This is a genomic window from Ruegeria sp. ANG-R (genome assembly GCF_000813985.1).
Taxonomy (GTDB): Bacteria; Pseudomonadota; Alphaproteobacteria; order Rhodobacterales; family Rhodobacteraceae; genus Ruegeria.
This window is the reverse complement of sequence record NZ_JWLJ01000027.1, coordinates 12,409-27,933: the sequence shown is the minus strand read 5'-3', so window position 1 is coordinate 27,933 and position 15,525 is coordinate 12,409. Positions and strand designations below refer to the sequence as shown.

At 55.0% G+C, this 15,525-nt stretch carries 10 protein-coding genes and 5 pseudogenes; 9 read left to right on the top strand and 6 right to left on the bottom strand.

What is annotated here, in order from left to right; genetic code table 11:
* Positions 1–6: 6 nt before the first annotated feature.
* The 3 genes and pseudogenes from RA27_RS24935 (at position 7) to RA27_RS22805 (ending at position 7,092) form a co-directional block, all read left to right on the top strand.
* A complete protein-coding gene (locus tag RA27_RS24935; RefSeq protein WP_275451360.1) occupies positions 7–4,740 on the top strand; it encodes a putative Ig domain-containing protein in 4,734 nt (1,577 codons plus the stop codon).
* 408 nt (positions 4,741–5,148) lie between these two features.
* A pseudogene (locus RA27_RS24825) lies at positions 5,149–5,463 on the top strand (recombinase family protein); the annotation flags it as partial.
* A gap of 129 nt (positions 5,464–5,592) precedes the next feature.
* Positions 5,593–7,092, top strand: a complete 1,500-nt coding sequence (locus RA27_RS22805) for a recombinase family protein (RefSeq protein ID WP_241484143.1) — start codon at positions 5,593–5,595, stop codon at positions 7,090–7,092.
* Positions 7,093–7,115: 23 nt separating this feature from the next.
* Here the strand turns inward: RA27_RS22805 and RA27_RS23960 are convergent.
* A pseudogene (locus RA27_RS23960) lies at positions 7,116–7,292 on the bottom strand (transposase); the annotation flags it as partial.
* Between the two features lie 33 nt (positions 7,293–7,325).
* Positions 7,326–7,789, bottom strand: a pseudogene (locus RA27_RS22800) (transposase); the annotation flags it as partial.
* Positions 7,790–7,879: 90 nt separating this feature from the next.
* Between RA27_RS22800 and RA27_RS22795 the strand changes: the two are divergent.
* The 4 genes from RA27_RS22795 (at position 7,880) to RA27_RS22780 (ending at position 10,613) form a co-directional block, all read left to right on the top strand.
* Positions 7,880–8,281, top strand: a complete 402-nt coding sequence (locus tag RA27_RS22795) for a transposase (protein WP_039544499.1) — start codon at positions 7,880–7,882, stop codon at positions 8,279–8,281.
* Positions 8,278–8,625 carry an IS66 family insertion sequence element accessory protein TnpB gene (gene tnpB / locus RA27_RS22790; RefSeq protein WP_039544495.1) on the top strand — a complete coding sequence of 116 codons (348 nt, stop codon included), beginning with the start codon at positions 8,278–8,280 and terminating at the stop codon, positions 8,623–8,625. Before RA27_RS22795 ends, tnpB begins: the two co-directional genes overlap by 4 nt.
* Positions 8,626–8,760: 135 nt before the next feature.
* Positions 8,761–10,266, top strand: coding sequence for an IS66 family transposase (locus RA27_RS22785; RefSeq protein ID WP_241484142.1), 1,506 nt, complete (start codon positions 8,761–8,763; stop codon positions 10,264–10,266).
* Positions 10,263–10,613: a Rid family hydrolase gene (locus tag RA27_RS22780; protein ID WP_052265471.1), complete on the top strand. Its 351-nt coding sequence runs from the start codon at positions 10,263–10,265 to the stop codon at positions 10,611–10,613. Before RA27_RS22785 ends, RA27_RS22780 begins: the two co-directional genes overlap by 4 nt.
* A gap of 24 nt (positions 10,614–10,637) precedes the next feature.
* Here the strand turns inward: RA27_RS22780 and RA27_RS22775 are convergent.
* Positions 10,638–11,405, bottom strand: a pseudogene (locus RA27_RS22775) (IS256 family transposase); the annotation flags it as partial.
* A 60-nt stretch (positions 11,406–11,465) separates the two neighbouring features.
* Positions 11,466–12,315: pseudogene (locus tag RA27_RS22770) on the bottom strand (IS3 family transposase); the annotation flags it as partial.
* 136 nt (positions 12,316–12,451) lie between these two features.
* Here RA27_RS22770 and RA27_RS24535 point away from each other — a divergent pair.
* Positions 12,452–12,595 carry a hypothetical protein gene (locus RA27_RS24535; protein WP_193746578.1) on the top strand — a complete coding sequence of 48 codons (144 nt, stop codon included), beginning with the start codon at positions 12,452–12,454 and terminating at the stop codon, positions 12,593–12,595.
* A gap of 8 nt (positions 12,596–12,603) precedes the next feature.
* Here RA27_RS24535 and RA27_RS23415 read toward each other — a convergent pair whose 3' ends face one another.
* A complete protein-coding gene (locus RA27_RS23415) occupies positions 12,604–14,343 on the bottom strand; it encodes a hypothetical protein (RefSeq protein WP_052265470.1) in 1,740 nt (579 codons plus the stop codon).
* Between the two features lie 376 nt (positions 14,344–14,719).
* Entirely contained in the window at positions 14,720–15,169 is a 450-nt protein-coding gene (locus tag RA27_RS23410) for a dual specificity protein phosphatase family protein (protein WP_052265469.1), read from the bottom strand.
* Positions 15,170–15,235: 66 nt separating this feature from the next.
* On the opposite strand from RA27_RS23410, the gene RA27_RS24250 reads away from it, so the two are divergent.
* Positions 15,236–15,514 carry a hypothetical protein gene (locus tag RA27_RS24250; protein WP_152610798.1) on the top strand — a complete coding sequence of 93 codons (279 nt, stop codon included), beginning with the start codon at positions 15,236–15,238 and terminating at the stop codon, positions 15,512–15,514.
* Positions 15,515–15,525 lie beyond the last annotated feature (11 nt).

The following is a 15,525-nucleotide window of genomic DNA, read 5'->3' as shown; positions in this document are numbered from 1 at the left end:
TCGGCTCTGCCCGCATGGCTTAGCTTTGATTCTGCGGCCCGCTTGTTCAGTGGTACCCCGCCGCAGGACTTCACGGGCACGGTTGACTTGCGTGTCACTGCAAGTGATGGAACCGCCGAGATATTCTCCGACCTCACTCTGACTGTTGCCGCTGAGAATGACGCACCGATTGTAGTTCAGACGCTGGGCGATCAGAGCGTTCAGGAAGATCAGGCTTGGCAGTACACGCTGCCGCAGGGCGCCTTTGCGGATGCCGATGGCGATGACCTGACGCTCTCGGCCAGCCTGGCGGATGGGTCCGCTCTGCCTGCATGGCTGAGCTTTGATGCCGCGACCCGCTTGTTCAGCGGTACCCCGCCGCAGGACTTCACGGGCACGGTTGATCTGCGGGTGACCGCCAGCGACGGAACAGCTGAGGTCTCCACGGACTTCACGCTGGCCATCGAGACCAAGGACGTTGTTCCGACTATTGAGGGAACAGACGGAAATGACAGAGTACGTGGTACAATCGGTGATGACATTCTGATCGGCGGTCTGGGCGATGATCTGCTTGAAGGCAGGTACGGAAATGATACCTATGTCTATCGTTTGGGCGACGGTAATGACACGATTAGCGATCCATTCGGCCTCGACACGCTGGACCTCTCAGCGTTTAACGTAGTCGATGTCGGTTTCCGTACAGATCGATCTGGGAGCGACCTGTTCATCGACTTTGCGGACGGCGCGACTGTTCATCTGGGCAGACAACTCTACAGTAGCGCGGCGGATACCAACCCCATCAGTGAGATCATTTTTGCGGATGGCGCGTTGGATAAAGCAGGTATTCACGCCAAGGCGCTCGCCGATCAAAGTGGCAATGCTACCGTATTTGGTACCCGGGGTTGGAACGACACGCTGGAGGGCGATGCATCGAACCAGACCCTGAACGGAAACTTTGGGGATGACACTTTAACCGGCGGAGGGGGCGATGATCGGCTTGAAGGCTGGTACGGAGATGATACCTACGTCTATCGTTTGGGGGATGGCAGTGACACGATTGATGACCGATATGGGTTCAATACCCTTGATCTCTCAACGTTCCATATGTCTGATGTCAGCTTCCGTACAGATAGGTATGGGAGCGACCTGTTCATCGACATTGCGGACGGCGCATCAGTTCGTCTGAGCAGGCAATTCTACGAAAACGCGGAGGATACCAACCGCATCAGTCAGGCCATCTTTGCGGATGGCACGCTGGATGAAGCAGGTATTCACACCAAGACGCTAACCGATCAGAGCGACAATGCTACCGTATATGGTACCCGCGGTTGGAATGATGCGCTGCAAGGCGATGATTCAGATCAGATCCTTGAGGGTTATGACGGGGATGATCATCTTATCGGAGCAGGTGGAAACGACACGCTCGACGGGGGATACGGGGATGACACCCTAGCTGGCGGAGGTGGAGAAGACCGACTTGAAGGCGGATATGGAGACGACACCTTAGCCGGTGGAGATGGTGAAGACCGGCTTGAAGGCGGGTACGGAGATGATACCTATGTCTATCGGTTGGGTGATGGCAATGATACGATCGATGACAAGTTCGGCTTCAACATACTTGACCTCTCTGCATTCGGCGCCGCTGATGTCAACTTCCGTCCGGACGGTTATTATCTATTCGTCGACTTTGCGGACGGCGCATCAGTTCGTGTTGCTGGGCAATTCTCTGATCATGCTGATGACTCAAACCGTATCAGCGAAGTTGTGTTTTCGGATGGAACCCTCGACGAGGTTGCAATTCACGCCAAAGCACTTGCCGATCAGAGCGGCAATGCGGTCATATACGGCACCTATGGATGGAATGATACGCTGGAAGGCGATGCCTCAGACCAGACCCTAAAGGGTTACAGCGGGGATGACGTTCTGATCGGCGGAGGCGGCGATGATCGGCTTGATGGCCATTCTGGGGATGACACCCTTATTGGAGGAGGGGGTGACGACCGGCTTAAAGGCGGGCATGGGGATGACACTTATGTCTACCGTCTGGGCGATGGCAACGACACAATTGATGACCAATACAACTTCAATACCCTTGATCTCTCAACATTCAACTTATCCGATGTCAGCTTCAGTATAGATAGGCATGGGCACGACCTGTTCATCGATTTTTCCGATGGGGCGTCTGTTCGTCTGAGTAGACAATTCTACAAAAACGCGGAGGACACCAACCGTATCAGCGAAATCATTTTTGCGGATGGCACTCTCGATGAGGCTGGTATTCACGCCAAGGCGCTTGCCGATCAGAGCGGCAATGCGGTCATATACGGCACCTATGGATGGGCAGATACGCTGGAGGGCGATGGCACAAGCCAGACCCTTGAAGGCGATTACCGTGACGACACCCTTGTTGGCGGAGGAGGTGACGACCGACTTAAAGGTGGGCACGGGGATGACACCTATGTTTACTACTTGGGGGACGGCAATGACACGATTGACGACCTTTACGGCTTCAACACGCTTGACCTCTCCACGTTCAACATGGCTGATGTCGGTTTCCGAACTGACACCTCCGGCTTTGATCTGCTCATCGATTTTGCCGATGGGGCTACAGTCCGGTTGAACTACCAACTTTATTTGAGCGCGGAACGAACCAACCGTATCAGCGAAATCATCTTTGCGGACGGAACCCTGGATGAGGCAGCCATTCACGTAAAGACGCTAACCGATCAGGTTGGAAACCCCACTATATACAGCACATATGGATGGGTTGATACGCTGAAGGGCGATGACACAAATCAGATCCTCAAGGGTAATTACGGGGACGACACCCTTATTGGCGGGGGGGGTGACGACCGGCTTGAAGGCGGGCATGGGGACGACACTTATGTCTACCGTCTCGGCGATGGAAATGACACAATTGATGATGTGCAGGGCGTCAACAGGCTCGACCTCTCCACGTTCAATACGGCCGATGTCAATTTCCGTACAGATCAGCGAGGCTATGATCTGTTCATCGATTTTGCCGATGGCGCAACTGTCCGGGTTCACTTCCAACTCTATAGGAACGCAGAGCAAACCAACCGCATAAGCGAAGTCATCTTTGCGGACGGAACCCTGGATGAGGTTGCCATTCATGCCAAGGCACTTGCCAATCAGAGCGGCAATGCCACGGTCTATGGTACCTATGGATGGGGTGACACGCTGGAAGGCGATGCATCGGACGAGACCCTGAACGGAAACTATGGGGATGATATCCTGTTCGGAGCGGGCGGTAACGACAGGCTGGATGGAGGCTATGGCGAAGATCTGGCCGTTTATGCGGATGCCCCTGAACACTACACGGTTTCCCGATCGGGAAATGGTCTGACCATTCGCGACAAGCGCAGCGGTGACGTGGACTTCCTTACAAATGTCGAGATGCTCGAATTCGATGGCGTCTTGTTTGATCCGGAAGACCTTCTGAACCGATCTCCAAGTGCTGCGTCCACTATCGAAGACCAGCAGACAGACGAAGGAACAAACTGGAGTTTCACGCTGCCAGAAGATACCTTCACGGATGCTGATGGTGATGCATTGTTGCTCTCCGCGACCCTGACGGATGGGTCGACCTTACCCGGGTGGCTCAGCTTTGATGCAGCAACCAGCCAGTTCAGCGGCACGCCGCCAGAAGAAGGCTTCGATGGAACCATTGATCTCAGGGTCACGGCCAGTGACGGGGCGGCTGAGGCATTTTCTGATTTCTCACTGACCATTATCGCTGTGAACAACGCTCCAACTTTGACGCAGGCGCTGAGTGATCACAGAATAAAGGAAGATCAGGCGTGGCAGTACATTGTGCCTGAGGGCGCCTTCACGGATGTTGATGGCGACGCATTGTTGCTCTCTGCATCCCTGGCGGACGGATCGACCTTACCTGAGTGGCTTAGCTTTGACACGGCAACCGGCCAGTTCAACGGTACGTCTCCCACAGGCTTCACCGGAGCAATAGATCTTAGAGTTTCCGCTAGCGATGGAATGGCTGAAGCTTTTTCCGAATTCACGCTGACTGTTGAAGCGGTGAATGACGCTCCGGCAATTCGTGGAACAACAGGAAAAGACAAGCTCCGAGGTACGGGGGAGGATGACGTTCTTATCGGCAGAGCCGGCAATGACCAGCTTCTGGGTGGGGCAGGCGATGACACTTATGTTTACCGTCTCGGCCACGGCAACGATACCATACAGGATGGAAAGGGCTTCAATACCCTCGATCTGTCGAGCTTCCAGCGAGCTGATGTCAGCTTCCGCACGAATGGCGACAGCAATCTACTCATCGACTTTGCCGATGGTGGTATCGTTCGGGTGAAGGACCAGTTCCGCCTTGGTGAAGAAAGCTCTAATCGGATCAGCGAGATCATTTTTGCTGACGGTGTTCTGGACGAGACAGAGATTCACGACAAGGCACTCAGCGACCAGGCCGGGCGAGCCACGGTACTCGGCACGCGCGGTTGGGAGGATGCGCTGGTGGGTGATGCCTCCGATCAAATCTTCACAGGTGGGCTTGAGGATGACAATTTTGAGTTCGCGATTGGGGATGGACACGACACAATCTCCGACTTTGCAGACGGGAGTGACCAGGTTCTGTTCCGGGGCCTGGAGTTCAACGACCTGAATATCACGCAAGAAGGTAATCACACCCTGATCGAATACAGTTCGGCAGATAGTGTTACGCTCAGTAACACAATCGCGGCCGATCTGACGGAAGAGGATTTCTTATTCCTCTGAGTGGAGCAGCCCACAATAGCTTGATCCCGGCAAAAATGTAATGATCGCCGGGATCAGCTTGCTCCGGTCCCGTTACTCGGGAGTGTTGGCTGGTACGCCAGGATCGATCAAGGATTCGGCTGGCTCGTAAAGTTCGAATGAAAAGTCACCGTAATGGCGCGTCTGCGCCCCTCTGAACACATACACTTTCTTGCCGTTCTGTCTCAACAAGGTAAGCGGAGCTTTGGCCCCACCTTCTGTTTTGGTTTGTGATTTGAGATTCCAGCCTGAGTGATAGTTTTCAGGGAGTTTCTCAATGGAGCACTCAACGTCGTTTCTCAATGACATTGATGTATTGGTCGGGCAGCGGGGCCATCGACGCTGGCCTCGTGATCTGAAGGCGCGGAAAGCAGCGCCCTGCAATATGCCATGCGGGAGCGGCTGGCGGACTTGGGTTGGAGCCGGATCGAGGCCGTGGATGACGATCTCGGCCGTTCTGCGGCGGGTGGTGTCGCTCGGGAAGGCTTTGACCGGATGATCGCCGATGTTTGTCTCGGTAAGGTCGGCGCCGTCGCAGCGCGTGAAGTGTCCCGCTTTGCGCGCAATAGCCGGGATTGGCAGCACCTCATAGAGATGTGCCGCGTCGTCGACACGGTGCTGATCGACCAGGAAACGGTTTATGCGCCGCGCGATGGCAATGACCGGCTTCTTCTGGGCCTGAAGGGCAGCTTGAACGAATACGAACTCGACCTTCTCCGACAACGATCCCTCGCTGCCCGCCACGAGAAAGCACGGCGCGGCGAACTTGTCGTCGCTGCCCCAGTCGGATTCGTAAAAGCCGGGGACCGGCTTGAGAAGGACCCGGACCGCCGCGTGCAAAAGGCCATATCCCTGGTTTTCGACAAGGTCGCCGAGCTGGGGAGCGCGCGGCAGGCCCTCATGTGGTTCCTCGAACATGGCCTTGAATTGCCCAGCTTGCGCAAACAGGGTGAAGTGATCTGGCGACGGCCGACATACGCCACCATCCATCGCATGATCGTCAATCCGGCCTATGGCGGGGCCTATGCCTATGGCAAGACCCAGGCAGCGGCAGGGTTCGGTGCAACCGCCATTCGCAGGAAGGATCGTGACGACTGGCTGGCATTGAAGCCGGGCGCACATGAAGGCTATGTGAGTTGGGAACGGGCAGAGGCGATCCGTAAGATGGTCAGTAACAATGTTCCTCAGAGCCGACATCATGGCGCGGCTAAACATGGCTCTGCCCTCCTGGCCGGGCTGCTGCGTTGCCGACGCTGCGGCCGCAAGCTTACGGTTCGCTATACCGGCAAGAAGCATGACATCCCGCGTTACTCCTGCTGGCGCGGCCTTTTGGACAACGGCGAAGCGCGCTGCATTGCCTTCGGCGGATTGCGGGTCGACGATGCCATTGAACAGGCGCTTTTGCAGGTAGTCAGACCCGGCGCCATTGCCGCCGCAGAAGTTGCCGCCAGGCAAGCCTCGATCCAGCGGGATCAAGTCCGCGATGCGCTTTGCCGTGACCTGGAGGCGGCTCAATACGCGACTGATCGGGCATTCCGGCAGTATGATGCATCCGATCCCGAGAACCGCCTCGTGACCGCCGAACTGGAAGCCCGGTGGAACCGGGCACTTCAGCAGGTTCAGGAGATCGAGAACAAGATCGTTCACCATGACGAGGTCAGCCCGAACGGGACCACGCTGCCGGTAGAAGACCTGGCGGCTCTGGGGGCGGATCTCGAACGCGTCTGGTTCGCGCCGGCCACCGATGCCAGGTTGAAGAAGCGCATCGTTCGCACGGTGATCCGGGAAGTGGTTGCAGATCTTGATGATGATGCCTCCGAGATCGTTTTGATGGTTCATTGGGCCGGTGGCGCACATACGGAAATCCACCTGCCAAAACGCCGCCGCGGACAGCGCAATGCAACACCGCCGGATGTTGTCGAGGCCGTCCGCCAGCTTGCGCGGATCGCCAGCGACGATGTCATCGCCGGCGTTCTGAACCGGAACGGGCTCTCCACAGGAAATGGCAACCGCTGGACCAGGGAGCGAGTCACGGCATTGCGGTCCTACCGCAAGATCCCGGTATACAAGCCCGAACCCAATGGTCTTGACCCGTGGCTCAATCTCTCTGGCGCCGCAAAACTGATCGGAGTATCGCCAAAAACATTGCGGTTGGCAGCAGAAGCAGGTGATATCAATGCAGACCACCCGCTTGCCGATGGGCCATGGGTTTTTGAGCGCGTAGAACTGTCAAAAACGAAGGCACAACAACTCAAGAAACGGGCTCGACAAAACCCCAAATACCCCGAGGTATCGCACCCGGATCAGCAAAACCTATTTTCTTCAACAACATAGAAAGATGGGCGCAATGAAGCAGAGTTGTAGTGTCTACGCCAATTCTCCAGCTTTTCGCAAGCATCCGACAGCGACAGGAACCAATGCGTGTTCAGGCATTCTGCCCTGGACTTTGAGTTGAACGCTTCGATAAAGGCATTGTCGGTCGGTTTGCCAGGGCGGGAAAAGTCGAGCGTCACGCCGTTATGGTAGGCCCAGAGACTGTGCGGAATTTTGTGCCCTGGCACCTTTACTTACGCCAATGGGAAGCGTTCCTCGAACATGATGGCGAGCTGGCTTTTCACCGCATGCCATTCGCGGACCGAGCGCTTCCACTCCGCTGAGGTAGCATTCAGCGCCAGATAGATCAACTTGGCCGCCGCCTCATCGCTGGGGAAGTGGCCGCGGGTTCGAACCGCGCGGCGGATTTTCGAGTTCAGCGCTTCAATGGCATTTGTCGTGTAAATCAGTCGGCGCACCTCGGGCGGGTAATCAAGGAACGGTATGACTTCATTCCACGCCCGCCGCCAGCTCGGCGCTATGGCCGGATAGCGCTTTGACAGATTGCTGTCTTCAAATTAGGTTAGCGCGGCTTCGGCCGCCGCGGCATCAACGGCCGTATAGACCGCTTTCAGAGCCGCGGCGACGGCCTTGCGGTCCTTGTAGCTGGCAAAGCTCATGGAAAATGGCGCAGCAGATGGACAATACAGGTCTGGATCGTAACCGTCCGGTGTTGGTGCTCTGACGGAGGGTGGTGAGAGAGTGTTAAAGATGTCCACCGAGGTTAGTGGACATCTTGAGGTGTATTATGGCGGGGAAGAAGGGTCAGAAGAACCGTTTCTGGTCGGATGAGGAGAAGCGGTCGATTTGCGCACAGGCGTCTGTGCCTGGGATTTCGATAGCACAAGTTGCGCGTCGGTATTCGATGAATACGAACCTGATCCACAAATGGCTGAAGGATCCTCGGTTTGCGCCGGAAGTGGCTGAGGGAATTGTTGACGATGAGGGCTCTGGCTTTTTGCCGGTTGAGATTGAACGCGTTGCATCGCTGCCTGGTTCGACCCATCCCCCCATCGTTCAGTCTGCATTGCATACACCACTTTCAGCGCAGCGTGTGGAGATCACGTTGTCGGACGGGCGTAGGATACTGGTAGAAGGCACCACGACGTTGTCTGCGGTATTGGCCTTGGTTGAAGGGTTGATTGTTTGATCCCGGTTCCGAGCAACACGCGTGTATGGCTGGCGGCGGGTGTCACGGATATGCGGCGTGGGTTCAACACGTTGGCGGCGCAGGCTGAGAAGGTATTGGAAGAAGACCCCTATTCGGGTCATTTGTTTGTATTCCGGGGACGTCGGGGTGATCTATTGAAGATCATCTGGTGGGATAGCCAGGGCGCCTGCCTGTTCAGCAAACGGCTGGAACGCGGGCGGTTCGTTTGGCCTGCTGCCAAGGATGGTAAGATCAACGTGACAGCTGCGCAGTTATCAATGCTGCTTGAAGGGATCGACTGGCGGATGCCAAAGAAGACATGGCGGCCCCTGAGCACCGGGTAGCCCCATTTATCTGCGCGATCAGGCGCTTGGCGATTCACCTTTTTGCTGCAATGGGTTATATCCAACCGTATGTTAGACGCTCTCAAACAATTACCAGAAGACCCCGCTGAACTGCGGGTCGTCAGTGAACGTTTGATGGCTGAGGTGCAATCGCTGACCTACCAGAATGAGAAGCTGAAGGCCGAACTTCATGGCCATCGCAAGGCGCGGTTTGGCTCCAATTCCGAGAGCCTCAATCAACTGTCATTCGATCTGGCGGAAGATGTCGAGATTGAAGCCGCGGCAGAAGCTCAGAAGAGCGAACCCGCTGAAGCTGATAGCACACCGTCCAAACGCCAGCACAGCCGCAAAGCACTGCCCGACCATCTGGACCGACAAGACGAGGTTTTGTCTGTCGGGGAGGAATGCGATAATTGCGGCGGTTCCCTGCGCCAGATCGGCGAGGACATCACTGAGGAGTTGGAGTACATTCCAGGCCGCTTTGTTGTGCGCCGCATCATCCGCCCCCGTATGGCTTGCACATGCTGTGAGGCATTCACTCAGGCTCCGCTGCCGTCGCGCCCGATTGAACGAAGCCGCCCCGGCCCGAGCCTTCTGGCCCACGTCCTAGTCGGCAAATATTGCGATCATCTGCCGCTGGATCGGCAATCCAAAATCTTCGCTCGTGAGAAGGTCGATCTGCACCGCTCCACGCTGACCGATTGGGTGGGGCGCAGCACGGCCTTGCTGGAACCACTGGCTGATCATATCGGCAAGCTGGTCAGGGCGGGCCCCGCCCTCTTTGCTGACGACACGTCGGTCAAACTGCAAAGCAAGCTGAAGCCAAAGAAGACCCAGACTGCGCGGCTCTGGAGCTATGTGCGCGATGAGGGCCCATGGTGTGGGGATGCTCCGCCCTGCGCTTGGTATCAGTTTAGCATCGACCGCAAGGGCGAGCACCCGGTCAATCACCTCTCCGGCTATACCGGCACCGTGCACGCGGACGGCTTTGCAGGCTTCAATGGGCTGTTTGGTGAAGACAAAGCTGGCGAACAAGCCTGCATGGTGCATGTCCGCCGCAAGTTTGTAGACGAGGTCGAGCGCACCGGCGCGGATATCGCCAAGCAGGCGATCATGCAGATCGCAGAGCTCTACGCTGTTGAGAAGAAAGCCAGAGGCAAAACGCCGGAAGATCGTGTCGCTCTGCGCCAGAAAAAGGCCAAGCCGATCTTCGATGAACTGGAAGCGTGGCTACAGGCCCAACTGCCAAGGATCTCGGGCAAGACCAAGTTGGCAGACGCAATCCGCTATGCGCTAAACCGGATGCCAAAGGCTCGGAGCTACCTTGAAGATGGGCGGCTTGAGTTGGACAACAACACATGCGAGCGGTCACTCAGACCCGTGAGCCTGGGTCGTAAAAACTATCTCTTCATGGGCTCTGTCGGTGGCGGTAAAGCGGCTGCCATCGCCTACACACTTATCGAGACCGCTAAGATGAATGGCGTCGATCCGCAAGCCTGGCTCACATGGGTGCTCGAACGCCTCCCAGATCACAAGATCAACCGCATCGATGAACTCATGCCGTGGAACTTTGCCCCCTCAACTCCAAGAAGTCAGCAGACAAGCGCGACTGCAATCATCCAAAAAGGAGAGTTGCAATGACCATAAAGCGCTTCCCGTACGAAGGATTGGGCAGATGCGAAGCTGTTGTATCTGACGGGAAGGTCTATGCTGTTGCTACAGACCCATATTGCGCTGATGATATTATCGAGCAAACAAAAAACACCCTGGCCGAGCTAACACGCATCCTTGAAAGGGCGGGGAGCGGGCACGCGGGCCTGCTGCAAGCGACCGTCTATCTCGCAGATGTCAGGCAGAAACCACAAATGGATACCGTCTGGATCGAATGGGTTGGACCCGAACAAAACTGGCCACAGCGCGCCTGTGTCGGCGTAGACCTTGATGAAGGCTGCCTGATTGAAGTCGTCGTGACCGCAAAGGTGCTATAAACCCCGACTTAAACGGACGGATACTCTGATCTGGGTTCGGGGGAAGGCCGCCTCGATGGCCTGAGGAAAGCCCTTGAGGCCGTCCACCACGGCGATGAGGATGTCCTGGACGCCCCGGTTGCGCAGATCGCTCAGCACCTTGGCCCAGAATTTTGCCCCTTCATTGGCCTGGAACCACAAGCCCAGAACGTCCCGTGTGCCGTCCGGTTGGATTGCCAGGGCCACGAAGACCGCCTTGTTCGAGACCGCGCCGTCGCTGCGGATGTTGACCCGGATCGCATCCATGAACACGACCGGATAGCAGGGCTCAAGCGGACGGTTCTGCCAGGCCGTCACCTCCTGCATCACGGTATCGGTGATGGCCGAGATCAAGCTGGGCGATGCGTCAAAACCGTAAATCTCCTCGATGTGGCCCTGGATTTCCCGGGTCGTCATGCCGCGGGTGTACATGCTGATGATTTTGGTGTCGAACTCCGGAAAGCGGCGCTGATACTTGGCGATCAGAACCGGGTCAAAAGTCCCGTTCCGGTCGCGCGGAATGTCCAGAACCACTTTGCCGGCGTCCGTGGCCACAGTCTTCTGGCTGCTGCCATTGCGGCGATTGGCGGGCTGGTTGTGACCTTCAGGCGGCTCCTGCGCGCGCTCTTCGCTGAGATGTTCGTCCAACTCGGTGCTGAGCGCTCGTTCCGCAAGCGCCTTGGTCAGTTCGGAAAGAATGCCCTCCTTGCCGAAAAGGTCGCCGGGCGCACGCCCTTCCATCAGCCGGTCCAAAAGGTCTTTGTCTATGCTCATACGTGAATCTCCTCAAAATTGAGCTACCACGCCAGGGCACAAAATTCAGGATAGTCCCTAGGCCCACAGGTCCATATCCCGAGAGATGAACTCGCTGCCATTGTCCACCCGTATCGTCGCAGGGAAACCGATCTGCCGACACACCCGATCCAGCGTGGCAACAACGTCTTCGCCCTTGTAGCTAAACCTTGGGTCAATGACGGGTGAAACGCGCGAAAATGTATCGACAAAGGTCAAGACGCGTAGTTTGCGACCAGTCGCAAGCTGGTCATGAACGAAGTCCATGGCCCATACATCATTGGGCCTCACGGCATCCGAGCGATCCTCCCTCAGTTTGGCTTTCACCCGCTGTTTCGGTGATTTATTCCGCAATTGCAGCCCCATCTCGCGGTAAATCCTATAGACTTTCTTGACGTTGGCGGGCCAACCCTCGCGGCGCAACACATAGCGCACTCGCCTGTATCCATAGCGAACACGGGTCTCGCAGATCTCCTTGATGCGCCGTCTCAGGACAGCCGGATCGGTGCGCCGGGAAACATACTGGTAGGTCGATCTGTCGAACCGCAACACCTTGCAGGCGCGTCTGACAGACACCCGCCAGTCCTCCCGGACACCGTCGAAAAGCTCGCGCTTCCGATCCGACCTCAGAGCTTTCGCTTGATGACGTCCTGTAACATCTCCCGATCCAACGTCAGATCGGCCACGATCCGTTTCAGACGGCTGTTCTCGTCTTCAAGCTCTCGCAACCGCCGCATGTCGGATGGCAACATCCCCGCATACTTCTTCTTCCAATTGAAATATGTCGCCGAACTGATCCCGGCCTCACGGCATACTTCGGCAACGTCTTGCCTTCTTCAAATTGCTTCAAAACAAACGCCTTCTGTGCGTCCGTAAATCTCGCTGCTTTCATCGCTTTCGCTCCTTCGCCCAACCAGGGATTCGTCGCAAAAAACTCTAATCATAAATGGCCGGAAAATCGGGTTCCAGAGCAAACACTATGCGATAACTACTCGTTTCTGGCCGAGGCGCGACAGGCGGTTGATGCCGTGCCCCTTGATCATTCCGATATGTGGGCATCATGGCGGGAGTTTGCCGCGCTGCTTGGCATTGGCACCAGAGTTTCGACCGCGTTCTTTGCCAAGATGCGGTTTTGGGAAGTACGCAAGGGGATTGTCGTGTATGAGGATTAGCCCTATGGTCAGTGCAGCTTGCGCATTTTGACCCGTGCTGTTTTGCGTTTGCGAGCTTCCATTGCCTTACGCTGTTTGCGGTTAAGCTTGGGCGTGCCTGTGGGGACATCTGGGTGATCTGCAAAGGCTGGCGGAATGTTTGGTGTTGACGCAGACGGCTGCAACATCAAATTGGCCTGCTTGATGCCAACATGAGGATTGAAACCAACCATGTTTGGCGGGGGTGGCATCCGTGTGCCGATCTGCTCCCATTCTCCGGCGGCGTAAATCTCCTGAAGCGTCACATTCGAGCGTTGCAGGATGTAGTCTTCCGGATTGGGAATTTTGTCTCCGTATGGCCAGTGGACAACCAAGCTGCGCACGTCAGTGCCATTCTCGAAAAACCCGTTTTCGCTGAGTGGCCCATAGGTATGCACCAGCCGATCCAGAATGCAGTCGTCAGACCCGTCCGGCGCAATCATGCGGGTGCCGATCCGAATTTGTTTCTTGTCGGTGACCTTGATTTTTTGGTCATCATCATGACCTGCCAGCACCCAGATAAACTGATCCGGCAGCGATCCAACAGGCCAGTTGATCGAAGCACGCACCTTTGTGCCATTGTCCAGAACGATCGCGCCATCCTGTCTCAGAATGTCGATAATCGGAATATGTTCGCCTTCATATTTGCCGTCTCCGCACAGATAAGCGTGACCAGGGGTCACACCTGTTCCCCAGAAATCTAGGATGTGCGTCGCGTTGTTCTGCATCGTGCGGGTGACTTTGCCCGGCACGAGGTTGCACTGCTTGTCATAGGAGATAACCCAATCATCGACACTGATCTCACTGATGGGCTTCGTCCAAATCTTCGCCCGTACCTCGTCCTGATCATACACGCCATTGCTATCGGGCTTGAGGTTCCGATCAAGCGGCCACATGCCGATTGCGGTGTCGCCGAGGAAGCAGTGGTTGTTTTTATCATCCAATTGACCTGATGCAATAAGCTCTCTCAATCCAGACAGGCGCTCATTATCAGGTAGCATTCTTTCTAGAATAGATGAATAATTTTGTAGATATTCTTGTGCAATATCAGTATTTTCAATGTCCACATTGTATGCACCATTTTCAGCAATGGCGGCATCTCGGCGAAATTCGACGAACTCTTCGCCAACATTGTAAAAATAAACGGAGAAAGCCTCTTTTTCGAGAGCGTCCAGGGAATTCCAGTTGGAAATGTTCTGTGCGCCCCAAGTCATCCCCTTTTCTACCATGAGTGATGCAAATTTTACAGTTGCAGTATTAAATGACTGATCGAGATCGAGGGCGAGCTTGGAGTAATCGGAATTGTATTTCTTTAAATCCAAGGGATCAGAGGCAGGAAACCTCTGATTATATTCATCTAGCAAACCTATTGCAGTGTAAACTTGGACGTTACCTGCCCCTATATCCAACATGACAGGATAGCGAAACTTATCAACGCCGCTTATTCCAGATCGCCATTCTGCACTTTGGGATTGTACGAAATTGTACTCTTCGAGGATATCTGCGTGATTGGAATTTAAGAAATACGAGGCCGCGTCTCCAACAGCTTGGCTGAAGATATCGGAGCCGCTTTCAAATCTGTCATTATATTCCTCCAAAATCGACCCAAGAGCTGCGATGGAACTTGCGTTCGATCCAAGAGAGCTTTGTACCTGCAGGGCGATTGTACTATACATATCAACGAGTTTGAGGATATTGTCGTCGTAAGTTTGGGGTGTTTCGCTTGCCATCTTCAAATCCTCCTACAGGTTCTGATGTACAAATATTGAGTAAAATGTTAAGATCGTTATGGCGGCCACAATGATAGAAATAATTTCTATGGCATATGATTGTGGGCGACCGCGGATGCGGCCATTGAGATAGAAGGCATATGTAACTGTGACGATTACCGCAGGTGAAAATAGAAATCCATACAGGAAAAATAATGCCTTAAAAAACCTGCCGACATCAATGTAACTACCAACCGTTCCGCTTGGGGGCGTAAGAAGGTCAAAGGCTAGTATCGATAATATAGCTATGACTACGGCCATCGCTGTTGCTGATGCTATAGCTAGAATTTTGTCATATTCTATAGCCAATATTCGCCTCTATTTAAAATACCGCATATTAAGACTTGTGGTTACACCATTGCCCGCTTGTGGCGTGGATAGCATAAACCTGCCGCATCATCAACGCGTTAGGTCGTGCCTCTGGCCTGACTCGCAGCACGTAGGCCATAGTTTTCTGATCCGGCACCGAGCAGCGCAGCAATGCATATGACAGCGCCGTGGATCGGCTGATCCCTGCCGTGCAATGCACGACCAGTCGCGCGGTTTCCGGCAGCCGATCTACCCATTCGATGGCCCGTGTCAGATGATCCCGTTGCGGCGCGTCGGGTAAGCTCGGATCGGCCACATCATCAAAATGCATGGCCAGATGATTGCCGCGCTCAATCCTGCGCGGCCGAGGCATTCGGTCATGCGGATCGACAAGCGAAATCAGGTGCGTGGCCTCAAAACGTTTCACCGTTTTGCGTACCTGATTTTTGGCACAGATGGTCAGAGCCTCGAATGGCATCACTCATGACTTGCATTTTTGCAGGGGTGAATTTTCAAGCAAGGCATCCAATTCCATGTTTAACGGTTGCTGGCCGTGATATTCGGCAGTCAAAATTCCGGCCTATTCATCGGCGTGGAAGATGAAGACGGGATCACGGTCATAGCCGAGCAGAACGAGGCCGAAAACAGCGGGTTTCAAATTCCAGTTCATCATCTCGTTTCCTCACGTCCAGAGGTTCTTGCCATCGGGGCCGAAATTCTCACGCCAGAATACGCGGATCGTGTCTTGCCGCTTTTTGATAGCCGGCGTGGCTCCGGACGATTTTTAAGTTATTGTTTTATTAAGAGAATTTTTCTTGCATGATTTAACAAAAG